Source organism: Bradyrhizobium frederickii (assembly GCF_004570865.1).
Taxonomy (GTDB): Bacteria; Pseudomonadota; Alphaproteobacteria; order Rhizobiales; family Xanthobacteraceae; genus Bradyrhizobium; species Bradyrhizobium frederickii.
Window position 1 is genome coordinate 136,136 of the sequence record NZ_SPQS01000003.1, and the last position, 26,155, is coordinate 162,290.

General features: G+C 65.2%; 29 protein-coding genes. 15 read left to right on the forward strand and 14 right to left on the reverse strand.

Going from position 1 to position 26,155, the window contains the following annotated elements:
* Positions 1-196: 196 nt before the first annotated feature.
* Positions 197-1,363 carry an acyl-CoA dehydrogenase family protein gene (locus E4K64_RS06160; RefSeq protein WP_135162661.1) on the forward strand — a complete coding sequence of 389 codons (1,167 nt, stop codon included), beginning with the start codon at positions 197-199 and terminating at the stop codon, positions 1,361-1,363.
* Between the two features lie 7 nt (positions 1,364-1,370).
* On the opposite strand, the gene E4K64_RS06165 is transcribed toward E4K64_RS06160, so the two are convergent.
* Genes E4K64_RS06165 through E4K64_RS06175 form a run of 3 tightly spaced genes read right to left on the reverse strand, consistent with a single transcriptional unit; the run spans position 1,371 to position 5,713 of the window.
* A complete protein-coding gene (locus tag E4K64_RS06165; protein WP_135162662.1) occupies positions 1,371-1,907 on the reverse strand; it encodes a hypothetical protein in 537 nt (178 codons plus the stop codon).
* A gap of 12 nt (positions 1,908-1,919) precedes the next feature.
* Positions 1,920-3,239, reverse strand: coding sequence for a hypothetical protein (locus E4K64_RS06170; protein WP_135162663.1), 1,320 nt, complete (start codon positions 3,237-3,239; stop codon positions 1,920-1,922).
* 59 nt (positions 3,240-3,298) lie between these two features.
* Positions 3,299-5,713 (reverse strand): hypothetical protein, encoded by a 2,415-nt coding sequence (locus tag E4K64_RS06175; RefSeq protein WP_135162664.1) that lies wholly within the window; start codon positions 5,711-5,713, stop codon positions 3,299-3,301.
* 511 nt (positions 5,714-6,224) lie between these two features.
* On the opposite strand from E4K64_RS06175, the gene E4K64_RS06185 reads away from it, so the two are divergent.
* The 11 genes from E4K64_RS06185 (at position 6,225) to E4K64_RS06235 (ending at position 16,343) form a co-directional block, all read left to right on the forward strand.
* Complete coding sequence (locus E4K64_RS06185; protein WP_135162665.1) at positions 6,225-6,911, forward strand: RNA polymerase sigma factor; 687 nt, start codon at positions 6,225-6,227, stop codon at positions 6,909-6,911.
* Positions 6,912-7,055: 144 nt separating this feature from the next.
* Positions 7,056-7,880, forward strand: coding sequence for a flagellin (locus E4K64_RS06190; protein WP_135162666.1), 825 nt, complete (start codon positions 7,056-7,058; stop codon positions 7,878-7,880).
* Positions 7,881-7,941: 61 nt separating this feature from the next.
* On the forward strand, positions 7,942-9,624 hold the full coding sequence (gene fliD, locus E4K64_RS06195) for a flagellar filament capping protein FliD (RefSeq protein ID WP_167771838.1): 1,683 nt from the start codon (positions 7,942-7,944) through the stop codon (positions 9,622-9,624).
* A 21-nt stretch (positions 9,625-9,645) separates the two neighbouring features.
* Positions 9,646-10,074: a flagellar export chaperone FliS gene (locus E4K64_RS06200; protein ID WP_135162667.1), complete on the forward strand. Its 429-nt coding sequence runs from the start codon at positions 9,646-9,648 to the stop codon at positions 10,072-10,074.
* Positions 10,075-10,247: 173 nt separating this feature from the next.
* On the forward strand, positions 10,248-10,520 hold the full coding sequence (locus E4K64_RS06205) for a hypothetical protein (RefSeq protein ID WP_135162668.1): 273 nt from the start codon (positions 10,248-10,250) through the stop codon (positions 10,518-10,520).
* Positions 10,521-10,864: 344 nt separating this feature from the next.
* Positions 10,865-11,533: a flagellar hook assembly protein FlgD gene (locus tag E4K64_RS06210; protein ID WP_135162669.1), complete on the forward strand. Its 669-nt coding sequence runs from the start codon at positions 10,865-10,867 to the stop codon at positions 11,531-11,533.
* 65 nt (positions 11,534-11,598) lie between these two features.
* Positions 11,599-12,864, forward strand: coding sequence for a flagellar hook protein FlgE (gene flgE / locus E4K64_RS06215; RefSeq protein WP_135162670.1), 1,266 nt, complete (start codon positions 11,599-11,601; stop codon positions 12,862-12,864).
* 3 nt (positions 12,865-12,867) lie between these two features.
* The gene (locus E4K64_RS06220; protein ID WP_135162671.1) at positions 12,868-13,128 is read left to right on the forward strand and encodes a hypothetical protein; all 261 of its coding nucleotides are present in this window, start codon (positions 12,868-12,870) and stop codon (positions 13,126-13,128) included.
* A 9-nt stretch (positions 13,129-13,137) separates the two neighbouring features.
* Positions 13,138-13,623 carry a flagellar protein FlgN gene (locus E4K64_RS06225; RefSeq protein WP_430642469.1) on the forward strand — a complete coding sequence of 162 codons (486 nt, stop codon included), beginning with the start codon at positions 13,138-13,140 and terminating at the stop codon, positions 13,621-13,623.
* Positions 13,624-13,641: 18 nt separating this feature from the next.
* On the forward strand, positions 13,642-15,414 hold the full coding sequence (gene flgK / locus E4K64_RS06230; RefSeq protein WP_135162672.1) for a flagellar hook-associated protein FlgK: 1,773 nt from the start codon (positions 13,642-13,644) through the stop codon (positions 15,412-15,414).
* 17 nt (positions 15,415-15,431) lie between these two features.
* Positions 15,432-16,343, forward strand: coding sequence for a flagellin (locus E4K64_RS06235; RefSeq protein ID WP_135162673.1), 912 nt, complete (start codon positions 15,432-15,434; stop codon positions 16,341-16,343).
* A gap of 6 nt (positions 16,344-16,349) precedes the next feature.
* Here the strand turns inward: E4K64_RS06235 and E4K64_RS06240 are convergent, their stop codons facing one another.
* The 3 genes from E4K64_RS06240 to E4K64_RS06250 all read right to left on the reverse strand — a co-directional run bounded on the left by E4K64_RS06240 (position 16,350) and on the right by E4K64_RS06250 (position 19,404).
* Positions 16,350-17,924, reverse strand: coding sequence for an AMP-binding protein (locus tag E4K64_RS06240; protein ID WP_135162674.1), 1,575 nt, complete (start codon positions 17,922-17,924; stop codon positions 16,350-16,352).
* A 33-nt stretch (positions 17,925-17,957) separates the two neighbouring features.
* Positions 17,958-18,593 (reverse strand): uracil phosphoribosyltransferase, encoded by a 636-nt coding sequence (gene upp / locus E4K64_RS06245; protein ID WP_135162675.1) that lies wholly within the window; start codon positions 18,591-18,593, stop codon positions 17,958-17,960.
* Between the two features lie 70 nt (positions 18,594-18,663).
* Positions 18,664-19,404, reverse strand: a complete 741-nt coding sequence (locus E4K64_RS06250) for a crotonase/enoyl-CoA hydratase family protein (RefSeq protein WP_135162676.1) — start codon at positions 19,402-19,404, stop codon at positions 18,664-18,666.
* 83 nt (positions 19,405-19,487) lie between these two features.
* On the opposite strand from E4K64_RS06250, the gene E4K64_RS06255 reads away from it, so the two are divergent.
* A complete protein-coding gene (locus E4K64_RS06255) occupies positions 19,488-20,069 on the forward strand; it encodes a TetR/AcrR family transcriptional regulator (RefSeq protein WP_135162677.1) in 582 nt (193 codons plus the stop codon).
* Here the strand turns inward: E4K64_RS06255 and E4K64_RS41610 are convergent.
* The 8 genes from E4K64_RS41610 to E4K64_RS06290 form a co-directional block, all read right to left on the reverse strand.
* Complete coding sequence (locus E4K64_RS41610) at positions 20,066-20,194, reverse strand: hypothetical protein (protein ID WP_283812314.1); 129 nt, start codon at positions 20,192-20,194, stop codon at positions 20,066-20,068. The two genes, E4K64_RS06255 and E4K64_RS41610, sit on opposite strands and share 4 nt — an antisense overlap.
* A gap of 99 nt (positions 20,195-20,293) precedes the next feature.
* Positions 20,294-20,701: a hypothetical protein gene (locus E4K64_RS06260; protein ID WP_135162678.1), complete on the reverse strand. Its 408-nt coding sequence runs from the start codon at positions 20,699-20,701 to the stop codon at positions 20,294-20,296.
* A gap of 17 nt (positions 20,702-20,718) precedes the next feature.
* A complete protein-coding gene (locus E4K64_RS06265; RefSeq protein WP_135162679.1) occupies positions 20,719-20,907 on the reverse strand; it encodes a hypothetical protein in 189 nt (62 codons plus the stop codon).
* Positions 20,908-21,016: 109 nt separating this feature from the next.
* Entirely contained in the window at positions 21,017-21,412 is a 396-nt protein-coding gene (locus E4K64_RS06270) for a hypothetical protein (RefSeq protein WP_135162680.1), read from the reverse strand.
* 23 nt (positions 21,413-21,435) lie between these two features.
* A complete protein-coding gene (gene dapA, locus E4K64_RS06275; RefSeq protein WP_135162681.1) occupies positions 21,436-22,353 on the reverse strand; it encodes a 4-hydroxy-tetrahydrodipicolinate synthase in 918 nt (305 codons plus the stop codon).
* A gap of 23 nt (positions 22,354-22,376) precedes the next feature.
* Positions 22,377-22,631, reverse strand: a complete 255-nt coding sequence (locus E4K64_RS06280; protein WP_167771839.1) for a hypothetical protein — start codon at positions 22,629-22,631, stop codon at positions 22,377-22,379.
* A gap of 116 nt (positions 22,632-22,747) precedes the next feature.
* Positions 22,748-23,029, reverse strand: coding sequence for a hypothetical protein (locus tag E4K64_RS06285; protein ID WP_167771840.1), 282 nt, complete (start codon positions 23,027-23,029; stop codon positions 22,748-22,750).
* A 139-nt stretch (positions 23,030-23,168) separates the two neighbouring features.
* Positions 23,169-23,636, reverse strand: a complete 468-nt coding sequence (locus tag E4K64_RS06290) for a hypothetical protein (RefSeq protein ID WP_167771841.1) — start codon at positions 23,634-23,636, stop codon at positions 23,169-23,171.
* A 597-nt stretch (positions 23,637-24,233) separates the two neighbouring features.
* Between E4K64_RS06290 and E4K64_RS06300 the strand changes: the two genes are divergently transcribed.
* Together E4K64_RS06300 and kdpA are read left to right on the forward strand one after the other, a co-directional pair.
* The gene (locus tag E4K64_RS06300; protein ID WP_126255114.1) at positions 24,234-24,323 is read left to right on the forward strand and encodes a K(+)-transporting ATPase subunit F; all 90 of its coding nucleotides are present in this window, start codon (positions 24,234-24,236) and stop codon (positions 24,321-24,323) included.
* A gap of 112 nt (positions 24,324-24,435) precedes the next feature.
* A complete protein-coding gene (gene kdpA, locus E4K64_RS06305; protein ID WP_135162684.1) occupies positions 24,436-26,139 on the forward strand; it encodes a potassium-transporting ATPase subunit KdpA in 1,704 nt (567 codons plus the stop codon).
* Positions 26,140-26,155: the final 16 nt, after the last annotated feature.

Below are 26,155 nucleotides of genomic sequence, written 5' to 3' on the forward strand. Positions count from 1 at the left end.
TTGGCGTCACGCCGCATGAGCCTATGCATGGTAGACACAGTTGATAGACAAATTCACGTATCTGCACCCGGGATTTCGAGCTAAAGAACGCAGGCGAGGGCACGTCGGGCGCAGCAAGTCGCCACGGCCTTTGCTTGGGGAACGCGACGAGACGGGAGATGGCGCGGTCGCGGCTCCCAAGAAGGAGACCAAGACCATGGATTTCGCGCTCACCGATCAGCAGGAAGCCATTCGCGATGCCATCGCCAAGATCTGCGAAGGCTTTCCGGATGCCTATTGGCTGAAGAAGGACCACGACGGCGGCTTCCCGCACGACTTCCACAAGGCCTTGGCGGACGCCGGTTGGCTCGGCATCTGCGTGCCGGAAGCCTACGGCGGCTCGGGGCTCGGCATCACCGAAGCTGCGATCATGATGCGCACCATCGCGGAATCGGGCGCCGGCATGTCCGGGGCATCCGCCGTGCACATCAACGTGTTCGGGCTCAATCCCGTCGTGGTGTTCGGCACCGAGGAGCAGCGCAAGCGCATGCTGCCGCCGATGGTCGAGGGCCGCGAGAAGGCCTGCTTCGCCGTCACCGAGCCGAACACCGGTCTCAACACCACGCAGCTCAAGACCCGCGCCGTCGCCAAGAACGACCGCTACATCGTCAACGGCCAGAAGGTGTGGATCTCGACCGCGCAGGTCGCGCACAAGATCCTGCTGCTTGCACGCACCACGCCGTTGGAGGAAGTGCGCTCGCCGACCCACGGTCTCAGCCTGTTCTACACCGATTTCGACCGCAACAGGATCAAGGTCCACGAGATCGAGAAGATGGGCCGCAAGGCCGTCGATTCCAACGAGCTGTTCTTCGAGGATTTCGAGATCCCGATGGAAGACCGTATCGGCGAGGAAGGCAAAGGCTTCGAGTACATCCTCGAAGGCATGAACCCCGAGCGCATCCTGATCGCGGCGGAGGCGGTTGGCCTCGGCAAGCTGGCGCTGTCGCGCGCCACCGAATACGCCAAGACGCGCGTCGTGTTCAACCGTCCGATCGGCAAGAACCAGGGCATCCAGCATCCGCTCGCGGTGAACTGGGTCGAGCTCGAGGCGGCCTGGCTGATGGTGATGTCGGCGGCCTGGCAGTACGACAAGGGCATGCCGTGCGGCGCCGCGGCCAATGCCGCGAAATATCTCGCCGGCGAGGCGGGTTTCTCGGCCTGCGAGCAGGCTGTGATGACCCATGGCGGCTTCGGCTATGCCAAGGAATTCCACGTCGAGCGGTACTTGCGAGAAGTCCTGATCCCGCGCATCGCGCCGGTCAGCCCGCAGCTCGCGCTCAGCTTCATCGCCGAAAAGGTGCTGGGCCTCGCCAAATCGTACTAGCTTTAACTCAGTTCATCATCGCGAGCGTTGGACGCTGGCACTCGCTGGATCCGATGATCGCCGGAAGATCCGTCGCCTCGCCCGCGATCATGTGCGACATGCCCCAGAAAAGGTGGGCGAGGCGGGAGAACACCAGCCGCTCGCGCTCGGCAGGAACGGTGCCGTCAGGGATCGTGACGGTTTCCAGCCCGACGACCTTCTTGAAATCCGGCCAGATCGTCATCGACTGCGCGATCACGGAATAGCAGCGCGGATCGTCATCGCTCTCGTCTGGCGCCGGCGGCAGGCCCGGATATTGCGTCGGCGTGGCGTAGAATTTGTAGGCACCATAGCCGAGCTTGAGCAGGAACTTCTCGGGCACGGCGACGTCGGCGGCAAAGGACACCAGCCGCGCCTCGCTCAGCACGTCCGGGTCGAGCGCGCTGAGGTCCGATGCGCGGAGCGCCGAGCAGAAGGCGAGGTCGCGGTTGTGCTCGCGGAGCAGATTGGCCAGCGGCCGCTGCTGTTGCACGGTGTCGGTGAGCAGGATGATGGTCTTGAGCATCTTGAGGGTCCCTCAGGAGAAGCGCTGGCGGGCGGTCATGACCGCATCGTCGGACGCGTGTGCGGCGAAGAAGTCGTTGGCGATGCGCCGCCCCGGCGCGATCTCCAGGATGCGGTATCGCGCCAAGCCAGCGGCTTCTCGCGCGACACCGACGTCGTCCTGCCAGGTGCAGAGCGACAGCTCGAGCCGGCCGTATCCGCCGCAATCGGCGGCATAGGCGCCGGTTACGGCCTCGACGGTCGCGGCCACCGCGGCCGCGTCGCTGGCCGAGATATCGCGCAGGATCACGGCGACGCCGCCTCCGGCCTCGGCCTTCGACGTCATCACCATGAAGGCGTCGCGGGCACCGGTGCGGCCGGCGCGGCGAGCCGCGCGCACGATGCCAGCAAAGCCGGGATCGGGACCGAGCTCCAGCGTCGTCGTCTGCCGGTCATGCAGGATCGTGGCGCGCGAGGCCCCGAGATCGCCTTGCAGCGCGTGATAGGATCGCGGCAACCACACGGTATCGAGCGGCACCTGCGACGATGTCAGGCTCCAGGCCTGATCCAGCAAATAGCCCTCCCAGATCGCGGGATAGGCGGCCGCAATCTGTTGCCAGGCGCGAAGCAGCCGTTCCGCACGCGCGGAGCGACCGAGATAGAGCGTGCGCGCCGACATCTCCCAGCGATTCCACTTGTGCAAGGCGACGTCGCAGCCGAGGAAGGAGGGCAGCAGCGGCGCCTCGCGCAAGGTCGCACCGGCATCGACGAACAGCAGCGGTTCGCGATAGGTGCTCCACATCCGCGTCATGAACTCCGCCTTCTCGAAGCAGAGCAGGCGGTCGTCCAGCTGGGTGTCGATCGGTTCGATATGACAATCGAGCTGCAGGCGTTCGAGCGAATGTCGGAGGCGGAGGGACGCAGTCTCGTCGCCGCCGCGCGGATGGCAGGAGACGATCCGCGGCCGGAGCGTGGAGGCGTCGGCGGCGGCGAGGAATCGCGACCAGCCGATGCCGCCCCACCACATCTCGTGCGGGCCGTCGGCGCCGCAGGGACCGACGGTGCCGAACTCGGTCAGCTTGGATTTGAGAAAATCGAAGCCGGGGTTCTCGCTTCTGGGAATGACGACGGCGCAGGCGGGATTGAGCGAACGGTAGAACAGCTCGGCCGCAGCGCCGCTCAGTGGTTCCTTGAGAACAATGACGCCGTTATGCCGTCCGTGCGGGACGCCATCGAGCGTCGGCGCACCGTACTGGCCGACCAGCCAGCCCAGGCGGTCGCGCTGGGCCCGGCCGAGCTTGATGCCACCCGATTGCAGCACCTGATCAAGATTCGCCTGCGTCGCGTCCCGCAATTCCCTGCCCCGTCGTAAGCCCTGGGACTTCAACGGACGGAGCGGGGAGTTCAGGCGCACTATTTGGGGCCGGCCCCGAGCGCGGTGATCGCGACGGAGTAGACTGCGATCTCCTGCGTCATCGGGCCGACCGGGATCAGCAGGCAGCCGTCTTCAGTCTCGGCGCGATAGTGGCTGCCACTCCACTGAACGCCGGCGTAGACCAGCCCGTCGGTCGCGATGGCGACAACCTCCTGGCTCTCGGCGGCGTCACGAACGTCGTCGCCCCGCTGCAGGGTCACGCCGTGAAGCAAGCCCTCGGGCGCAAATTTCGCCAGCGGCAGTGCGATCATGGTGATGGCCATGCGGCGCGACAGCGGGATGCGCAGACGCAGCTCGCCGAGACCGGTGCGGTGAACCGTCACTGCCTCCAGCGCTGCACCGCCGTCGGCGCGGAACAGTCCGACCTGAACCGGGCTCGAGGGCCGTTCCTCAAAGACGTCGGCAGGCAGGCGGTTGGCGCCGAACAGCGCGTAGAGATAATTGTAGGATGGCGACAGGCCGGCGAAACTGCCGGCGAGCCACATCGGCGGCGCGGCCGCCGTGCAGGCTGCCGAGAGGCCGCGGGCGGTGATCTGGTTGCGCACGAATGGCCCGTCGAGCAGCGGCGCGAGCGCGTGGGTGCCGAGATTGACGTCGTGCTTCAACGTGCCGAGCAGCGCAAGCTCGTCATCGTCAGGCAGCAGCAGAAGCCGTGCCAGCGTCGCCGCGCACCAGCGCGCCGCGACATCGGGGGCGGCATAGGGATCGAGGCCGTAGTCGCGCGCGACACCGTCCGCACGGCCTGCGAAAGCCAGCGCGCCGGCCCGGATCTCCGCGGCTAGCGCCACCTGCTGCGGGGGACGCGGATTGATTTCGCGCAGCACCGCGCCGCCGTCGTAATCGCGCACCGAACCATCCGCTGAGCAGCAGATCTGCTCCAGCAGCGCGACATTGCGGATCAACATGCGCTTGACATGAGGCGTGACGACGAGGTCGGAGATCAAGCCCGCCGCGCTGTCCTCCTCGGCAATGTCGTCGAAGGCGTCGTCGAGCGAGATCAGATAGGCGCCGTGGAGGCGGATCGCGATGCCTTCGAGGTCGAAGATCCGGCGCAGCGCCTTCTGCACGCTGCCGGAATAGCCGAGATCGGCGACGACGAGGTCGGTGCAGTCGTCGAAGCCGGGGATGGTCTGGCGGAGATAGGCGAGCAGCCGGGCACGCAAGCCCGCGGCAAGCGCGACGATCTCGGCCGGATCGATCAGTCCGGGAAGCGCCTCGGCCAGCTCCTGGCCGGAGGCAATTCCGTCGGGAAAGCCGGCAAAGAATGCGGCAACTCTCGCCGGCATGATCTTCACCATGTCGTGGAAGGTCGGTGCGTCGATCTTGAGCACCTTGCCGAGCAGATCGACGAGCGGCTGCATCGTATCGGCCGAGGCGATCAGGCTGACGCGACGGTTGATCTCGAGATAGGCCGATGTGGTGTCATGCAGCTGCTGCCGGATCCGGCGCGACAGAAAACCGTCGCGGCCGAGAAAGCCCAGCGCGACCTTGCGGCCGGGACCTGCAACCTCCTCGCAGCGCCGCGTCACGAAGGCGTCGAACGCGGCCATCACCGGGCCGAGCACGGTCAGCCCGAGGTGGAAGGCTTGCGACCCCTCGGGGCTGCGCGCGGCGACCATGCGCCGCAGCGTTCGCGCACCATGATCGAGACGCGATGGCGCGCCGGTGCACAGCAGCTCGAACAGTGCCGTCTCGCGCTGAAACTTCGAGGCGAGCTGCGCGGTTGCCTGCGGATAATAGCGGGGATGAATGCCGTGGCGCCTCGCCCCCTTGATGTCGGCCTTCTCGTTGTCGCCGACGTGAAAGGAGGCGCCGGCCTCGATGCCCTGCTCGGAGAGGTAGGTGGCGAACAAGGCTTCGCTCTTGCCGCTGCCATGGTCGCAGGACGCATAGAGGAAGTCCCAGGTGAGGCCGGGACGGCAGGCACGCAGCAGCCGGGCCAGCCGGCCGGAGTCCCAATAGGTGTCCGAGATGAATCCGACGCGATGGCCCGCGCGCTTCATGTCCAGATATTGCCCGACCATGTCCGGGTTGGCGCGGCAAAGCTCGACCTCGGCGCCGAACTCGGCTTCGACCAGATCGTTCAGGTCGGCTCGCGACAGGCCGAACAGCTTGAATGGAAAATAGGAATAGATCTCCTCGATGCGTACTTCGCTCGCACCGCGCGTCTCCTTCGCGGTCCGGCGCGCGCGCGATTCGGCCTGGATGCGATGTTGAACGAAACTCGCGGAAACATTCGGACTTGATCGTGAAATGCCGGATAGCTCGTAAGTCCTTTCAAACACGCCGTCCGGCGTCGTGCATGCGCGCAGCAGAAATGTATCGAAAACATCGAACGACCAAGCAGAAACAATTTGCGCGCGGCGCGCCGCGCCGGCCAATGCGATCTTCATGCTGCAATTCCCCGCCCATCACGATGATTAACGGGCGCATGCGTCGAGTCAGGCGCCATGAACGCAAAAAACTTCGCGCGCGATTCAAATTCGCGTTCGTCGCAACTGACAGATTCAAAAAAATCGCTAGGTTCGAAAAGGTGATTCGGAAAAAATTGCCGAGTGCGGAAGTCGTCTCGCGTTCGTTCACACTCGGAAACAATCGCGTCTCGATGTGCTACGCGCGCGTCGCGTTCGATCGCCTAGTGCCGCGTAATGTCTGCGTTTTCTTCCACATCCATCTGCTCAGGATGAATGATCCGCCATGGCGCGAGACGATGTGACGATTGCAGGATCGATGCGCGGGCTTTCCGCGCAGTCGGCAATTGTTGCCCGGCACTCGGCAAAAGTGACCGGCTAACACATTGAAAAACAACAAAAATTCTCCGCCTGGATCGTTTCGCCGGCCCGTTCAACGCCTGGAAGCCGTGTGGCATGTGCGCCCCCGGCATTGTGGGTTGGAGGTTGCGGGATGAGTTACGCTGCTGATGTCATGGCGCCCGCCGAGGCGACGGTGCCGGTCGAAGCGACGGTGCCGATGATGCCGTCCGCGCCGCTCGCGCCGGACGGCGCGCCTGTCGCCGACGATGTCGTTTATGATGAAGACAGCGAGCTGCTCGACAAACTCGCGACCGGCGACGAGGCCGCCTTCCGTATGCTGGTCGAGCGTCACATCGACCGCGCCTATGCGATCGCGCTGCGCATCGTCGGCAACGCGGCGGATGCCGAGGACGTGGTGCAGGACACCATGCTCAAGATCTGGAGCCATCGTGGACGCTGGCAGCACGGCCGCGCCAAGTTCTCGACCTGGCTCTACCGTGTCATCTCCAATCGCTGCATCGATCTGCGCCGCAAGCCGCGCAACGAGAACGTCGACACCGTGCCGGAGGTCGCCGACGGTCAGCCCGGCGCGGTCGAGATCATCGAGCGCAACGAGCTGAACGACATGCTGGAACTGGCGATGCAGCGCCTGCCCGAGCAGCAGCGCATCGCGGTGATCTTCTCGTACCATGAGAACATGAGCAACGGCGAGATCGCCCAGGTGATGGACACGACGGTGGCGGCCGTCGAGTCGCTGCTCAAGCGCGGGCGCCAGCAGCTTCGTCAGCTGCTGCGCAAGCACGAGCGCGACATCCGCACCGCGTTTACCGATTGCTAACCATAAATTTGCGCCAGCGACAGTTTTCGCGCCTGATCTCCTCGCGCTCCGTCGTTTGAGCGAACGGACGGGGCTGCGGTCCGCGTCGTCGTAAGTCGATTTCAACGATGCGGCACGCCATGCCCATCAGCACAGGAGCTTTCAATGCCCGCAATCAACACCAATACAGCGGCCAATGCCGCGGTTCGCTATCTCAACATCAACTCGGCGCAGGAGACCAGCTCGCTCTCGAAGCTGTCGAGCGGTTCGCGCATCACCTCGGCTTCCGACGACGCCGCCGGTCTTGCGATCTCCACCCGCATCTCCTCGGACGTCACCACGCTGCAGCAGGCCGCGACCAACGCCTCGCAGGCCACCGCGATCCTGCAGACCGCCGACGGCGGCGCCTCGAACATCTCCGACATTCTCGCCCGCATGAAGTCGCTGGCCTCCGAGTCCGCGTCGGGCACCACGACCGACTCCAGTCGCGCCTATATCAACTCGGAATTCACGCAGCTGACGAGCGAAATCGATTCGATCGCGTCCGGCACCCGCTACTCCAGCCAGAGCCTGCTCGACGGCACCAGCGTGTTCGCCTCCGGCGTCTCGGTGCTGGTCGGCTCCTCGGGCTCGGATACCATCACCATCACGCTGACGAGCCTGACGGCCTCGTCGCTCGGCGTGTCCTCGCTCGACGTCAGCACGCTGTCGAACGCGACCGCGGCGCTGACCGCGCTGGATACGGCGATCGACACGGTTTCCGCCGCCCGCGCCAGCATCGGCGCCCAGGAATCCCGCTTCAACTTCAGCGCGGACTCGATCTCGACCCAGACCCAGAACCTGCAATCGGCCAACTCGGCGATCAAGGACGTCGACATCGCGGCCGAGCAGTCCAAGCTCTCCTCCGCGGAAGTGAAGACCCAGGCCGCCGTGTCGGCACTCGCCGCGGCGAACCAGATGCCCCAGTACCTGCTCAAGCTGCTGAGCTGATGACGAGACCGGCGGGCCGGCGTGATGCCGGCCCGCTTCTTACCAGGGACCGATACGCAAAGTGGCTTCCGTCAGTTCGAGCACCAGCAGCACAAGTTCGGGTGTAACCGTCACCACGAGCGGGACCACCAATTCGAGCAGCATCGACTGGTCGGCGCTGATCCAGTCCGCCGTCGACGCCAAGACCGCGCAGGCGGATACGATCTCGACCACGATTACGAACAACGAGGCCAAGATCTCGGCCTATCAGACGCTCCAGAGCGATCTGAAGACGCTGTATTCGGGATTGGCGTCGCTGTCGACCGCGGTGGTCAACTCGCTCTCCACCAGCGCGTTTGCCACGCGCGCCGCGAGCATCGGCTCGACAGGGGACGTCAGCGCCTCCTCGGCGCTGTCCATGACGATCAAGAGCGGAGCGGCGACCGGCGACCACACGCTGACGATCAGCCAGCTCGCCGCCGCACAGAAGGTGGTCGGCACCGCGCAATCGAGCCAGACCGACGAACTTGGCTTTTCCGGCACGTTTTCCATCGGCCTGGAGGGCGGCAGCACATCCGACATCACCGTCACCGGCACGATGTCGCTCCAGGACGTCGTCGATGCCATCAATGCGCAGACCTCGACCACCAACGTCCAGGCTTCCATCGTGCAGGTGTCCAGCACGTCATACCAGATGGTGCTGACCGGCACCGCGGACGCGGCCGACATCACCTATTCCAGCACGTCCGGCGACGACGTCATGAACGAGCTCGGCGTGACCGACAGCTCGGGAAGCTTCACCAACGTCATCCAGCAGGCGCAGTCGGCCGAATTCACGCTGGACGGCATCGCGATGACCCGCGATACCAACGACATCACCGACGTTCTCAGCGGGGTCACTTTTAGCCTGCTTCAGGCGACCCCGGACGGAACCTCGCTGAACATCAGCATCGAGACCGACACCAGCCAGATCCAATCGGCGCTGGAGACCTTCGTCACGAACTACAATACCTTTCGCGACGAGGTCATCGCCCAGCAGGCGACCGCGACGGATGGCACGGCGGACTCCAGCGCGGTCCTGTTCGGCGACGGAACCATGCGCAACATCATGGATGCGCTCCAGAACGCTCTGAACAGCACCGTGGGGGGCATGACGATGGCCGATCTCGGCCTGTCGTTCAACGAGAGCAACGAGCTGGAGCTCGACACCTCGACGCTGTCGGACATCCTGAGCACGAATCTGAGCGGCGTGACCAAGCTGTTGTCGGCACAGACGACGACGTCGTCGAGCCAGCTCAGCGTCGTCAACACGGGCACGTCGCCGCAATCCTTCACCCTGGATCTGACGGTCGATGCCGACGGTAACCTCGCCTCGGCGTCGGTCGGCGGCGATTCGACGCTGTTCACGGTCAGCGGGACCACCATCATCGGCGCCGCCGGCTCGATCTATTCCGGCATGGCCTTCACATACAGCGGGTCGACTTCCCAATCGATCACCGTGACGTCGACCTCGGGCATTGCGACGCAGCTCTACCAGATCGCGAAGAACTACTCGTCCTCGACCGGGGTGCTGCAGACGCTGATCACCAATCTGACCACGCGCGACGACGATCTTCAGCAGAAGGTCGACGACATCAACAGCGCGGCCGCGACGCTGCAATCGCAGCTCCAGACCCAATACGCAAAGTACCAGGCGGCGATCGAGAGCGCCAACAGCACCCTGACCTATCTCAAGGCGCTGCTGAACAGCTCCTCGAGCGATTGATCGTGTGAGACAGAGTGACCGATGATGCATAACCAGATGGCGTACATGGCCAACCAGGCCTACCGGGGCGCGGCAACGAGCGTGCCGCCACTCAAGGCGGTTTCGATGCTGCTGGGCGGAGCCATCACCTTTCTTCAGAAATCGCTGGCGGCGCAGGAAGCGCGCCGCTTCGAGGAAGGGCACGAATACCTGATGAGGGCGACCGCAATCCTGCGCGGGCTCAGCCACAATCTCGACTTCCCCAATGGCGGCACGGTGGCGGAACAGGTGTTCCAGACCTACAACGCGATGATCCTGGCAAGCCTCAAGGCGTTCGGCCGCCCGCATGCGCGCGCGAATTTCGGACGCATCATCGCAGGGCTCGCCGAGCTTCGGGAGGCCTGGGAGTTCGTCGATACGACCGCGCGTGGCGGGACGGCGGTCCCGGCCGATTCGGTGCGCAGGGGCTGAGGCGGCGGTTCTCTCCGATTGGAAGAGGGAGGGCGGACGTCGACGTCCGCCTCCCGTTTCGCGCTTTTCCGTAGTGCTGCGGGGTCTTTTGGCGCCAAAACCTGCCCGAATCCGGTTTCCGGCACTCGCGCAATGCTTTATGACGGGCCGGACCAAGGCGGGACCGGGGGGCGATGGACGTCACCGAGTTTGAGGAACTGATCGACCGGCTGGGCGAGGATCTCTCGCTCTGGCCCGACGATCGGCGTGTGCCCGCCGAGGAGCTGTTGGCGCGATCATCCGCTGCGCAGGCCCTGCTGGAAGAAGCGCGCGCCGTGCGCCGCGCGCTCGCGGCCCCCCTGGTCCGCGCGCCCGCGGGCCTCGCCGACCGCATCGTCGCCGCCGCGGCCAAAATGAAGGACGACGCCGCCGAGCCCCGCACGGAAGGCGAGACAGCCGAGAGCTGAACGGCTTCTTTCTGACATTGACCACGAGACTCTGTCATCCCCGGGGCTTGTCCCGGGCAGCCACGTTCTTCGTGCCGTGCCGCAAGGCGTCAATGCTCTCGGCACTCGCCTCGTATGCGTTGCTCGCGCGCAAGCGAGTTGTGGTGTGGCTACGCCGCAGCAACGGACTAATCGGATCATCGCATTCTAGCGCGCGCACACGGCAGATTTTGCCGTGTCGAAAGCCGTTTCCACGCGGGTGAATCCGCGCCTGAATTCGCGCGCCCACCCGTTTCATCAGCACACAGATTTCAAGCGCGCCGGGCCATCTGGTCGCCGGCGGCGCGAGAAAGCCGGAGCTTCTGATGACCGTTTCCGCCGTGAGTTCTGCAACGACTGCGACCACCACGACATCGTCGTCGTCGAGCACGTCGTCCTCGTCGACACTGACGTCCAGCGACTTTCTCAGCCTGCTGGTCAGCGAGCTTCAGAACCAGGATCCGCTGAATGCGACTTCGACCACCGACCTCGTCAATCAGCTCACCTCCTACGCCAATTTCACCTCCCAGCAGTCAATCAACTCCAGTCTCACTTCGCTCGCGGGTTCGTTCTCGAGCCTCGTGACGCTGAACTCGGTGAACTATATCGGTCACACCGTCGAGGCGAAGGCCGACACGTCGACGCTCAGCAACGGCTCGGTGACCTTCGGCTACTCGCTGTCCTCAGCCGCATCGGACGTCTCGATCAGCGTCTCGGACTCGTCCGGGAACGTCGTCTACACCGGCACCGGAACGGGAAATGCCGGCACCAACAGCTTCACCTGGGACGGCAAGGATTCCAGCGGCAACCAGCTCTCCGATGGCGGCCAGTACACCATCTCGGTGACCGCGACCAACTCTGCCGGCAACTCGGTGCTCAACTACACCACCGTCACCGGCACGGTGACCGGCATCGACACCTCGACCTCCACGCCCTCGCTCACGGTGAACGGCGTCGCCGTCAGCGCCGCGAACATCCTCGGCGTCACCTCCTGACCCCTGATCCCAAGTCTTGATCCCAAATCCGGATCTCAACGTCGCGATTTCCTCGGAGTTTCATCATGAGTCTCACCGGTGCATTGTCCTCGGCGATCTCGGCGCTCAGCGCCCAGAGCCAGTCCCTGTCGATGATCAGCGACAACATCGCCAACTCCGACACGACCGGCTACAAGACGACGTCGGCCATGTTCGACGCGCTGGTGACGGCCTCCAGCAACACGACCTCCTACGCCTCGGGCGGCGTCACCGTTTCGGGTCGCGCCAACATCACCCAGCAGGGGCTGCTCGCCGCGACCTCCAACGCGACCGACGTCGCGATCCAGGGCTCGGGCTTCTTCGTGGTGACCGACGCCACGTCCGGCGGCACCGCCGCCTATACCCGCAACGGCGCCTTCACGATCAACAACGCCGGCTATCTCGAGAACAATGGTTATTACCTCGAGGGCTGGCGTACCGACGCGGACGGCAACGTCATCGGCAGTGAATCGGCGAGCAATCTCGCCGCGATCAACACCCAGGTCGCCGCGACCAGCGGCAGCGCCACCACCAAGACCACCATCGCGGCGAACCTGCCGTCGGATGCCGCCACCGGCGATACCTACACCAGCTCGATGACGGTCTACGATTCGCTCGGTGCCGCAAACACGATGCAGATCACCTGGAGCAAGACCGGCACCAACAGCTGGAGTGCCAGTTTCGCCAATCCGAGCTCCGCTTCCGATACGACGACCGCGACAGGCACGGCCTCGGGCACGATCGGCATCACCTTCAACAGCGACGGATCGCTGGCCAGCACGAGCCCGGATCCCGCGACCGTCACCGTGACGGGCTGGACCGACGGCGCCGCCAACAGCGCGATCACGCTCGATCTCGGCACGGTCGGCGGCACCGACGGCCTGACCCAATACGCCTCCGGTGAGACCACACCGTCGGTCAACGTCACCAGCATCGATTCGGACGGTCTATCCTATGGCAAGCTGTCCAGCGTCTCGATCGGCAAGAACGGCGTCGTCGACGCCACCTATTCCAACGGCCAGACCATTGCCATCTACAAGATCGCGGTCGCGACCTTCGCCGATCCCAACGGGCTGGCCGCCTCCAGCAACGGCATTTATTCGGCGACCGTGACGTCAGGCAATGCGGCGTTACAGGCCTCCGGCGAGAACGGCGCGGGCACGATCTACGGCAGCGAGCTGGAATCCTCGACCACCGACACTTCCAGCCAGTTCTCGAGCATGATCTCGGCGCAGCAGGCCTATTCCGCGGCGTCCCAGGTCATCTCCACCGTCAACAAGATGTACGACACCCTGATCTCGGCGATGAGGTGAGCGATGCACGGCGAAAGCGCGAGCGCTGCCGGAGAAGCGTTGCTGCGTCGGTTGCGGCGTTTGGTGGCGAGGGCCGCATCGGTTGGCAGTGGCGACCGCAAGCAGCTGCTCGCGCTGCTCGACGATTTCGAGATGGTCCGCCGCGGCCTCCTGCGCGAATGCGCGGAGATCGAAGGCCAGATGAAGCAGGCAACCGTCAGGACGACCGCGATCGGCGCCTATCTGCGCAACTCGCAGGCCGGCCGCGGCAAGCCGCATAATTAGAAGAAGGCGATGACGATGACCGCAGTCCAAACCAAGAGCAAAGCCAAGAATCAGGCCAACAGCCAAGCCACCGGGACCAGCGATGCCCGGATCGAGTCGCTGATCGCGCTGATCGATACGCTGACCGCGCTGGTCGCGGCGGAGAATGCAGAGCTCGCCAAGGGCCTGCCCGCCTCGCGCCTCAAGCAGGTCGACGAGAAGAGCCGCCTGGCGGAAATGTTCGAGCGCATTGTGGCCGAATGCGCGGCGGGCACCACGAGCCTGAACGTCAGGGACCGGATGCTGCGCGAACAGCTGCTGGAGCGGATCCTGAAGCTGCGCGCTGCCATGGACGAGAACCTGCTGCGCCTGCGGGCGGCGATCGAGGCCAGCAACCGCCGGATCGAGGCCGTCATGCAGGCGATCCGCGAGCAGATCGCGGCGGTGTCGCCCTATGGCGCCTCCGGCCGGCTCGCCGCTCGTGCGGTTTCCAGCGGCACCAGCCGCAGCGCCTGACGAGCAGAGGAGCCCGCAATGTCACTCGATATCGCGCGATCCATCGCATTCAGTGGGCTCTCGGCCACGTCCGTGCAGATCAGCGTGACGTCGTCGAACATCTCGAACGCCGACACGACCGGCTATACGGTGAAGACCGCGAACCAGTCGAGCAGCGTGACCGCCGGCGTCGGCACCGGCGTCACGGTGACGGGCATCACCTCGACCGTCGACAAGCTGCTGCTGAAATCGCTGGTCGCCGCGACCTCGGAGCTCGGATCGGCCGACACGACAAATACCTACCTGACCTCGCTCGGAAAGCTCTATGGCTCGACCAGCAGCACCGACAGCTCGTCAACCGGGACCTCGCTCGCCAACACTATCGCCTCGCTGGAATCGGCATTGTCGTCGCTGTCGAGCTCGCCGAGCAGCGCCTCTCTGCAGTCCAACGTCGTCAGCGCGCTCGATGACGTCGCAAGTCAGTTGCGGGAGACGTCGAGCAGCATCCAGAAGCTGCGCGCCGACGCCGACCAGGACATCTCGTCGGCGATCGACGACGTCAATGCCGACTTGCAGCAGATCGCGGATCTGAACGCCCAGATCAAGCAGACGGCGGCGGCGGGCCAGTCGACCGCGGACCTCGAGGACCAGCGTAACACCGCGCTGCAGGACCTTGCCTCGCAGATGAACGTCAACTACTTCACCGCATCGAACGGCGATATCCAGATCTACACCAAATCAGGCCAGGCGCTGGTCGACAGCTCCGCGCATACGATCAGCTATACGGCCGCTTCCAATGTGACGGCGTCCACGACCTACACCGCCGGTTCCTCGTCGAGCGGCTTCAGCGCGATCACGGTGAACGGCGTCGACATTACCTCGCAGATATCGGGCGGAGACATCGGCGCGCTCATCACGCTGCGCGACGAGACGCTGCCGGACGCGCAGTCCCAGCTCGACCAGCTTGCCCAGCAGCTTGCATCGGTGATGAACAGCGTCTCGAACAGCGCATCCGCGGTGCCGGCGCCAACGAGCCTCACCGGGACGACCGGCGTCACCAGCGCCACGGCGCTGTCCGCCTCGGGCACCGTACGCCTTGCTGTCACCGACCAGAGCGGCAATTTGGTTTCGTACGGCGATCTCGATCTGTCGTCCTATTCCACGGTCGGCGATCTCGTCACCGCCATCAACGGCATTTCCGGATTGTCGGCGTCGGTCGACGCGGACGGCCATCTCTCGATCACGGCGACCGGCTCGGGCAATGGCGTCGCCATCAACGAGATGACGAGCTCGGTCGGAAGCGCCGGGGAGGGGTTTTCGGACTATTTCGGTCTCAATGATCTCGTGACGGGAACGAGCGCGGCGGATATCGCGGTCAACAGCAAGATCCTGTCCGGGACGAACGAGATCCAGCTCGCGACGCTGGATTCCTCGTCGACCCTGACGGTCGGCAGCAGCGTGCTGTCGTCCGGCTCGGCCGCCGTGGTCAACGCCTTCTACGATGCGCTGACGGAATCCCGGACCTTCGCATCCAGCGGCGGCCTTGCGGCCACCACCGGTTCCCTGGCCGACTATGCCTCGGCTATCGTGTCGGACGTGGCCAGCAAGGCCTCGCAGGCGTCCGCCGCTTACACGGCAAAGGAAACCGCACAATCGACCTATGCGGATTCGCTGGCGTCGCAATCCGGCGTCAACCTCGATGAGGAATCCGCCAAGCTCACCACGCTTCAAAACAAGTACAGCGCGGCGTCGGCGCTGATCCAGGCCGTCAACACCATGTATTCGGCGCTGCTGTCCGCCGTTCAGTCATAACAGCCGGAGCCACGCTCATGGTCGCGATGCGGGTCGCCACCTTCGCGCAGTCGAACAGGATGATCGCCGACGCGATGCGCGTGGAATCGGTCATGGCCAACAAGCAGATCCAGGAATCGACGGGCGTGGTCTCGACCGATTTCGGCGGCTACGGCTCGGACGCGCAGCACGTCGTCAACCTTCAGGTCTCGGTCACGCGTGCGCAGTCCTATGTCGATGCCGCAACGCTCGCCGACAGCAGGATCCAGGTGATGTATTCGGCCATCGGCTCCATGACCGACATTCTCACCCAGCTCCGTTCCCAGCTCAGCGCCGCTTCCACCGGAAGCTCGACCGAGACCAATTCGGTGATCACCACCGCCCAGCAGATGTTGCAGGAGATGGGCTCGCTGATGAACACGCAATATGACGGCCAGTACGTGTTCGCCGGCGACAAGACCGATACGGCGCCGGTCGATCTGACCAGCTTCTCGTCCGGCGTGGGATCCACCACCACGGCCGACACGAGCTATTACAAGGGAGACGACGAGATCGCTTCGGTGCGCGTTGCGGCCGACCAGACGGTATCGTACGGCGTCACCGCCGACAATTCGGCGTTCGAGGAGGTGATGCGCGTATTGAAGTTCGTCGCAAGCAGCACCACGCTGTCGTCTTCGGACATTTCCAGTGCGCTCGATCTCGCCGGCACGGCGCTCGACGACACCGCGGCGGTGCAGGCCCGGCTGTCGAATGCGGCATCCTCGATCGAGACGGCGAGCGCCCGCCAGACCGACTACAAGAGCTATGCCGAGACGCTGTCGAACGACCTCACCGGCGTCGATGTCGCCGCCATCACGGCGCAGCTTTCGACTTACGAGGCACAGCTCACCGCGTCCTATTCCGCCCTCGCCAAGATCCTGAGCATCAATCTCGCGAGCTACCTGAAATAGCTCAGGCTATTCGGCGGCGATCCGCTCCATCGCCATGGCGCGCAGCCTGGCGCGCTGGATCTTGACGCCGTTGGCGCTGTCGGTGACGGGAAAGGCGTCCACGAAATAGATTCGCGTCGGTACCTTGTAGGCCGCGAGCCGCTCGCGCAGATGCGCGATCAACCGCTCCTGCATCGGCGGCTCCCTTGCGGGGATCACGAACGCGACGCAGCGCGCCTGGCCCTTCAGATCGACCGCAACCACCTGGGCATCGCTCACGCCGGCACAGGATTTGATCTCATCCTCGATCTCGCCGGGCGCGACCAGGAAGCCGCCGAGCCGCATGGCATCGCCGGCGCGGGTCTCGTAGACGAAGGAGCCGTCGCCGCGCAGCCGGCCGATGTCGCCGGTGCGGAAGAAGCCGTCCGCGGTGATCGCCTCGCGCGTCGCATCCGGGTTGTGGAAATAGCCAAGGAAGCGTGACGGCGCGCTGATCTCGATCTCGCCGGATACGCCGCTGGCCGCAAGCTCGCCGGTCTCGGTGTCGCGCACGCGCACTCTTGCGTCGGGTGACATCGGCCAGCCGCCGCCCTCGATGCGATCGGCGAAGGCATCGCCGGGTCGGGCGATCGCGAACAGGGCCTGGACCTCGCTCGACCCGTAGAGCCCGAACAGTGGCAGGCCGCGCGTCTCGGCCTCCGCGGCAAGCTCGCGCCAGCCGGGCTGGAACGCGGCGAACCCGCAGATTTCCAGATGCGGGAACGGGCGCGGCGCATCGGTGAGGGCGAGAATGCGCCGGAACATCTCGTCGGAGCCGAAGGCGTGCGTGATGCCGTGCCCGCGGAGGATCTCGAGCGCCGGTGCCGCCTCGAAGGCATCAAGCACATGAATGGTTGCACCGGCCGCGATGAAGCCGAGCAGGCTCGTCATGCCGAACGTGCCGCAGAACGGCAGCATGGCCAGCAGCGCGTGACGCCGTGGATCGAGCCGAAGCGCCTTGGCGACGGAGACGGCATGGCTCGCCAGCGTCCGCTGCGAATGCGCCACCAGCTTCGGCCCCTTGGTGGTGCCCGACGTGGTGTAGAGCAGCACCGGCTGGTCGATGTCGTCCTCGGCCGGCGGAGCGGGCGGATAGGACCTGTCGAAGGCATCGAAGCGCACGCAGGGCCAATGCGCCGGGATCGCATCTGCGCCGACCACCGCGAGCCGTTGCAGCGCGGGGACCTCGTGTTCGGCGATCCCGGCAAGGATCGCAGCAAAATCGATCGAGCGGAATGCGGCCTCCACCACCATCAGCCGGGCGCCGGACAAGCGCAGCAGATGCGCGACTTCCGCACTCCGGTAGCGCGTATTGACGGCGGCGACGATCGCACCGCATCGGGCGGCGGCGAACAGCAGGGCGATCCATTCGATCCGGTTGACCAGCCAGACCGCGACGACGTCCCCCTTGCCGATGCCTTGCGCTGCGAGCCAGGCGGCGGTCTGCTCGATTCTTCCTGCGAATTCCGCGCGCGAGACCGGCGTGCCGCCGAATACGAAGGCGGGATCGGCGGCGGCCTCGGCCCGGATCAGCGATTGCAGCGACAACGCATTGGCACTCATGGCAACCGGAGTAACCCGATCATGCCAAACTGTCTACTTGGTGCCGAACATCCGGTCGCCGGCATCGCCCAGGCCCGGCACGATGTAGCCGTGGTCGTTGAGCCGCTCGTCGATCGCGGCGGTCCAGATCGGCACGTCGGGATGCTCGCTCTGGAATTGCGCGATGCCCTCGGGCGCGGCCAGAAGGCACACGAAGCGGATGTCGCGGGCGCCGCGGGCCTTGAGCAGGGAGGCGCCGGCACAGGCCGAGTTGCCGGTCGCCAGCATCGGGTCCATCAGGATCACGGTGCGGTCGGACAGATCCTGCGGCGCCTTGAAGTAATATTCCACGGCCTGCAATGTGTCGGGGTCGCGGTAGAGCCCGATATGGGCGATGCGCGCCGAGGGCATCAGCGCCAGCATGCCGTCGAGGAAACCGACGCCGGCGCGCAGAATCGGCGCCAGCGTGAGCTTCTTGCCGGCGATCTTCGGCGCCCGCATCGGCGCGATCGGCGTCTCGATCTCGACCAGCTCCAGCGGCAGGTCACGCGTCACCTCGTAGCAGAGCAGCATCCCGATCTCGTTCAGGATCTCGCGAAAGCTCTTGGTCGAGCGGTCCTTCTCCCGCATCAGGGAGAGCTTGTGCTGGACCAGGGGGTGGACGACGACATTGACGTTGCTGGTGCTCATGAAAACGCTCTACACGTTTCCCTGGAATTGCGCCAGATCGGCCGGGTCTTTTCCGCGGGGGCAGCTGGCCTCAACCGGGCATCGCCACCGCGCTGCGGGCCCGGTTGCTTGCCGTGTAGGCGGCCAGGGTCAATTCACGGTCGATCGCCGTACGCATCGCGTCCATCGCGGGCTGGCGCAGACGTTTCTTGGCAGTCGTATGCGATGGCCTGTGGATGCCGCGTAACGCGGCGATGGTGTCCGCAAGCGCGTCGTCGATGGCGTCCGGCGCAACCACGCGGTCGAGGAAGCCTGCGGTCAGCGCCTCCTCGGGCCCGTACATTTCACCGAGCGTGGCGGTCCGGCTGAGCCAGGCCGGATGCAGGCGGCTGCGTGCGAGCTCGATGGCAAAGCTCGGCGGCGCGATGCCGATCGCGACCTCGTTCAGCCCCATGCGGTGCGGGCCGCGCGCGCCCAGCCTGACGTCGCAGGCGAGCAGCAGGAACGTCCCCATCGGAAAGGCGTGACCTTCCATCACGCCGACGGTTGGATGCGGAAACGACATCAATCGCAGCGCAAGCTCGGCGCCGGCGCGAACCATCTCCAGGCTCTTGGCGGCATCGCCCGACGCGAACACCTTGAGATCGAAGCCGGCAGAGAAGATGCCGGGCCGCGCCGAGCGCAGCACCACGATCTCGGCTTCCGTCTCGGCCCGGTCGAAGGCGGCGCCGATCTCGGCCAGCATGGCGGTCGACATCACATTGACCTTGCCGTCGTCGAGCCCGATCCGCGCGACGCCGTCCTCCACCTCGAAGCTCACTCCCATTGTCATTTGCCTCTCCTGTCACTGACGGGCTTGACTGTCGGAGGCTGATGTAGACCAATCAATATAATTTGTACGAGGAGGAAAGCGCCATGCCGGCCGTGCCCAAGCACCGCCAGCCCATCATTAATGCCGCGGTGACGCTGTTCCGCCGCCAGGGCTTTGCCCGGACCGGGCTGAACGACATCGTCGACGTCAGCGGTGCGCCAAAAGGGTCGCTCTACCATTACTTTCCGGACGGAAAATCCTCGATCGCGGTGGCGGCGGTGGAGGAGGCGGGCCGCCGCGTCGCGGCGACGGTCGCCAAGCTCGCGGCGGAGTGCGGCTCGACCGCCGACCTCTTGCGCGCCCATGCGAGGCTGCTTTCAGGCTGGATGCAGGGCTCCGGCTTTCGCAATGGCTGTCCGATCACGACCGTGCTGCTCGAGCTTGCGCCGCGCGAGCGCGCCGTGTCCGACGCCGGCCGCAAGGCCTATGCGGCGCGACTATCCATCCTGCGTGACAAGCTGGTGGCCGACGGGTTTGCCCGGCCGCGGGCGGAGACGCTCGCCGTGCTCTGCACGTCGGCGCTCCAGGGTGCGCTGATCCAGGCTCGCGTCGAGCGCAGCGGCCGCCCGATCGAGGTCACGGCGGCGGAATTGGCGCGGCTGATCGAAAGAGAAGCGAGGGGCTAGGCGCCGAGCCCGCGCGCCACGAGCGTGATCACGAGCGTCAGGATCGCGCCCCAGATCAGGCTCAGCGTCAGCGTCAGGATGGTCACGGTGACCATCTGCTCCAGATTTTCCTTGAGAAGCTGCATGCTAGCCATCCGAGGCCGGCTTCGCACTGACGCGCATTCCGAGCAGCAATGCGCCCATCAATGCGACCAGCATGATGATCTTGAGCTCGACCATGTCGTTCACCTCGCAAGGCGTGGCACACGCCGCCTGACCCAGCTCAGCGATCGCGCCGCCAGCGCGACCAGCGGATTGCCCTTGTTCTGGACATCGAGCTCGAAGGTCTCGGCCGGAAACACCAGCGCGCATCGTGCCGGAGCGCTCCACCGATTGGCGAAATCGATCGCGGAGCTCTTGAACAGGAAGAGACCGCCGGAGCGGCCCCGCGCCTCGCGGGCCACCCAGAGCCCGGCACGGTTGCGTCCGATGAAAAAGGCTGGAATGGCGGCACTGACGACATCGGGATCGAGCGGCCTGAGTGCCGTCGCCGCGCCGATCTCAGGCGCCATCGGTCTCGATTCCGGCAGGCGATGAACGGCTTGAAGGGCGATCGCGACCATGGCGGCCTCCTCATACATCTGCAAGGTCATGACGCCTGCCCCGCGGGTCAGGCGGGGAGACGCCAGACATAAATTGCGGTTCTCAGCGCGATCAGCGCGGTGAGCACGCTGCCCATCGAGAGCAGAGCAAGCGCATGGAGCGCGATGCGCTTGAGCTGGGCCTTGCGCGCCTCTGAGATGCGCATCGTGCGTTCGGCCGCGAACGGCCGGTCAATACCATGTGTCAGGATCGACATCGCGGAAGTCCTTGTCCTTGGCGCAGCGAGACGCCGCGCCAATGCCGCTGATGATGTCCATCGTTGCGTAGGATTGCGAGATGAGCGCAGGTGCGCCCGCATAGGAATGTCATAAAGATGCCGATCCGCGCGCCGGCAGCCCTCTGAAGAGATCCGGGTTCCGCTGCGGTCGCGCGGCCTGAGACGGAGCAGGATTCGAAAGCGTGATCCCCATCGCTGCGGCAAAGGCGAGGCGCAGCCGCGGCTCCTCGATCTGCTTGCAGAACCGCTCCAGGATGTCCGCCGCGTTCTGTGGCTGCCCGCTGATCGCCGCGCAGAGCTGGGAACTGGCTCGCCGGAAGAAGTGGAATGTCTCGTCGGTGCGCCGTCCGCCGAAGCGATCGAGCTCCGCCGCAAGTGCTGCGACGTTGAGCCTGTCGGCTTCGTCCCGCGTCACGGCAAAGCGCAGCAGCGCCAGCTTCCAGGCCTGGAGTAGCCTGTCAGATCCATCGACCGGATTGAGCATGCAAGTCCGACGGCCTCGCCGCCTCAGGCTCCGACGCCGTCGATCAATTCTTCGTCGGCGACCGCAGCGAATGCGCGCACCACGCCTCTCTGCGCGGCCGCGTCCAGCGGCACGATCGGAAGCCGGGTCGCGGCCGACATGAGGCCAAGGACGCTGAGTGCATATTTGAGCGCCGCCGGACTTTCCCTGCCCAGGCAGCCGATGAGCGGGATCAGGCGCTTGTGCAGATAACGGGAGGATTGCAGCCGGCCCTGCCTGAGATGCGAGAAGATCGTGCGGCAGAGATCCGGCGCGATGTTGGCGACTTCCGAGATCGCGCCGTCGCCGCCGTCCGCCATGAATCCGAATGCGGTGGTGTCGTCGCCGGAGAGAAGCCGAAAATTTGCCGGCAAGTTGCGGGACAGTCGCATCGGACGGGTGATGTCACCGCTCCCATCGCGCAGGCCGACGAACTGGCGCGACTCGACCAGACGCAGAAGCGTCTCGTCGGCGAGCGGCCGCAGCGTGCGGGAGGGATTGTCGTGCAGGATCACGGGCAATCCGGTCGCACCGGCGATGGTGCGGAAATGCGCGAGCATGCCTTCCTGCATCGGCTTGTTGTAAGCGGGCACGACCGACATGACGGCATCGGCGCCGGCCGCTTCCGCGCGCCGCGCAAGCTCGACCGCGCGGCTGGTTGCGTTGGATACCGCGCCCGCGATGACCCGAACGCGGCCGCGAGCGACATCGACCGCGGTGCGAATGACGAGCTCCTGCTCGGCCGGCGAAAGCGTCGGTGCTTCCCCGGCCGTCTCGCAGACCACGATGGCCGGCACGCCGGCTGCGACCTGTCGCTCGCACAGTGCGGCGAATGCCTTCAGGTCGATCGCATCTGCCGCGTCGAATGGAGTCGGCAGATCCGGAATGAATCCGGTGAACCAGGCAGCGGGAGGGACCAGCATGATTTTCCCCTGTTGGCGCTTGCTCAGGCGGCGCGCTGCGCGACGATGGTATTGGGGCTCTTGCCCATGTCGAGCTCGATCTCGCGCGGCAGCTCGACGATTGTTTCCGGATGCTGTCCGTTCTCGAACAGCGCATATTTGAATGCCTGGGCGCGGCTGACGAACAGGCCGCCATAAAGGCCGTTCTGCTCCTGAGCGATCCATTGTCCCCGGCTGTTCCTGCCGATGAAGACGATGGTCGAAAGCGAGCTGCACGAGGGAGGTTCGACGAGTTTCACGGATGTATTCCTTCTGAACGGCGCCGGCTTCGGACGCAGGTCCTCTCCGGCGCGCTCAATATCCTCAGTCGCGAATATGATTTCGAGGGCGGGTGAGCCGCGATCTCATAGGAAGATCATAAAGCCGGATTATTGACGACGTGGACCAGCGCGAACAGCGCGCCGAAGGCGACAGCCTCGTCCCAATGATTGAGCGCAGCCCCGAACAGCGGCTCCCGCCTGACAAGGCTGGCGAGCGCGCACAGGATGATCGACATCCAGAGCAGGACGGCGAGGCTCCGGCCGAAGCCAACGCTGCCGAATGCGGCAAAGCCGATGAGCAGCACGAGGCGGACGGCGAATCGCGCGATCACGCGCGACGGGCTCAGCATGCGCGGCATGTCCGGAGCTTGCGGCATGGCGTCTCTCCGACGGGCGGGTCTAGAGCGGAGTGGCTTTAGGTTGAACCGATTGCCGCAGGGGCGTTCACCTCTCCCGCAAGCGGGAAGGAGAGTGCACCTGCGTCATTGCGGCAATCAGGCCTCATCGCATCATGCTTTAGCTGAAATTGTCGCAGGCGACCGGCTCGTAGAGCGGATCCGGCACGGGACGGACGGAAGGAACGCTCGGCCGCGATACGTCAACCGCCAGCGCCCGGACGTCGAGGAACGCCGACAACAGCGCAAGCGCGAGGTCGGCATGGCGCGCCTCGACCGCGGCGTCCAGCCAGTCCGGCAGCTCTCGCTCGCGCGAGAGCGCGCAATGCCACTCGCCCTCGTCATAGGCGATGCGGCGAACCTGCCACATCGGCAGCTCCAGCTCCATCAGCGCCAGCGCCGCATCGGCCCATGCCTCGGCGTCGATCAGGCGGGTGAGACGCGCCGTACGCTCGTTCGGGCCGAGCGAGGGGATGCGCCGGCAGGCTTTTTCGACGATCTCGATCATCAATGGTCGCGTCATCGCCGGCGCATTGCGCAAGCGGTCGCCGAGTGATGGCGGATCGCAGTGTCGGAGAGCAACGGTCATGTCAGGCCTCCTGGAGGTGGCGTCGGTCAGTCGGCCGGCTTCCCCAAGATGGCCCGGAGGGCATTTGAAAACGAGATAGGGATCGGGCGAGAGATATAGGGATTTCATAAGTGCACGGAGTCTTCCGTCCAGGCGCGCCGGATCTTCGACTGTCATTTCCGCCGAAGGTGGGGACTTATAGAACAAGGGCTTTTTGAAAAGACCTTGGCCACGGCTTGCTGTAACCACGATTGCGAGAGCGATGGTGGGCCGCGCCGCTGCGCCGCCGGCCGGGCGACCGCCTGGAATACATTTGCCGGTGTCACGTCGCCGCCGGTCATGGCGAGCCGCCCTTTATGAGATTCCTATAACGTCGCCATAGGCTCCATCTCGAAAACCTATGTGCGCGGTGGCAAGTCAGCGCGGTGAAGTTCCCGGCCGCGCCGCCTTCGATCGCAGCAAGCGGCCCGCCGGAATCCGGAGACGGGCTATGCCGGAAACGTCTCAACTGAGGAGTATCGTCATGATGGACCTTCTGATGCTGGCACTGGGCTTGGCCTTCTTCGCCCTCGCGATCGGCTACACCTACGCCTGCGAACGGCTGTGACGGAGCGGACCATGATCTTCGACTATACGCTCGCCGGCGCCGTCTCGTTCGGCCTCCTGCTCTATCTCACCTACGCGCTGCTGCGGCCCGAACGGTTCTGACCCGTGCTGCTGCTCGTCGAATTGTTGCTGGCGGACGCTGTGCTCGTCGCTTGCCTGCTTTCGGTGCTCCTGCCGCTTCTGCGTCGGGAACCAGGCCTGAAGGGTTGATTCCATGACTGTGATCGGTTGGCTCCAGATCATTCTCTTTTGCGTCATTGTCGTCGCGCTGACCAAGCCGCTCGGCTGGTACATGACGCGCGTGTTTGGCGGCGACCCCACCTTCCTGTCGCCCGTCCTGCGTCCGATCGAGGCCGGCATCTATTGGATTTCCGGTGTCGACGAGAAGCGGGAGCAGCACTGGCTGACCTACACGGTCGCCATGCTGCTATTTCATGTCGGCGGCTTCCTCATCATCTACGGCGTGATGCGGCTCCAGGCCGTGCTGCCGTTCAATCCGGCCGGGCAGGGCGCCGTCGCCGAAGATCTGTCCTTCAACACTGCGGTCTCCTTCATCACCAACACCAACTGGCAGAACTACGGCGGCGAGAGCACGCTGTCCTATCTGACCCAGATGGTCGGCCTGACGCACCAGAACTTCCTGTCGGCGGCGACGGGGATCGTGCTCGCGGTCGCGCTGATCCGCGGCTTTGCCCGCGCCTCTGCTCGCACGGTCGGCAATTTCTGGGTCGATGTGACCCGCTGCACGCTCTACATCCTGCTGCCGATCTGCATCGTCTACACGCTGTTCCTGGTCTGGCAGGGCATGCCGCAGACGCTCGGGGCCTATGTCGAGGCGACCACGCTCGAAGGCGCCAAGCAGACCATCGCGGTTGGCCCGGTCGCCTCGCAGGTCGCGATCAAGATGCTGGGCACCAATGGCGGCGGCTTCTTCAATGCCAACGCCGCGCATCCCTTCGAAAATCCCACCGCGCTGTCGAACTTCGTGCAGATGCTGTCGATCTTCGCGCTCGGTGCCGCGCTCACCAACGTGTTCGGCCGCATGGTCGGCAACCAGCGCCAGGGCTGGGCGATCCTCGCGGTGATGGGCCTGCTGTTCATCGCCGGCGTCGGCGTCTGCTATTGGGCCGAAGCCAACGGCACTTCGGCCATGCACGCGCTGGGCCTGACCGGCGGCAACATGGAAGGCAAGGAGGTCCGCTTCGGCATCGTCGCGTCCTCGCTGTTCGCCGTGATCACCACGGCCGCCTCCTGCGGCGCCGTCAACGCCATGCACGACAGCTTCACCGCGCTCGGCGGCATGATCCCGCTGATCAACATGCAGCTCGGCGAGATCATCGTCGGCGGCGTCGGCGCCGGCATGTACGGCATGCTGCTGTTCGTCGTCCTCGCGATCTTCGTTGCGGGCCTGATGGTCGGCCGCACTCCGGAATATGTCGGCAAGAAGATCGAGGCGCGCGAGGTCAAGATGGCGATGCTGGCCATTCTCGTCCTGCCGCTGATGATTCTCGGTTGGACCGCCGTCGGCGTGGTCTATCCGGCGGCCGTCGCCTCCATGGCGAATGCCGGACCGCACGGCTTCACCGAAGTGCTGTACGCCTTCACCTCGGGGACGGCCAACAACGGCTCGGCCTTCGCCGGCCTCACCGGCAACACCTTCTTCTACAATCTCACGCTCGCCAGCGCGATGTTCGTCGGCCGCTTCTTCATGATCGTGCCGGCGATGGCGATCGCGGGCTCGCTCGCGGCGAAGAAATCGATCCCGCCGTCGATGGGCACGTTCCCAACCACCGGTGGCCTGTTCGTAGGCCTCGTCGTCGGCGTCATCCTGATCATGGGCGGTCTGACGTTCTTCCCGGCGCTCGCACTCGGTCCCATCGTCGAGCATCTCGCGATGAACGCCGGCAACCTGTTCTGATCCAGCTCTTTCGGAG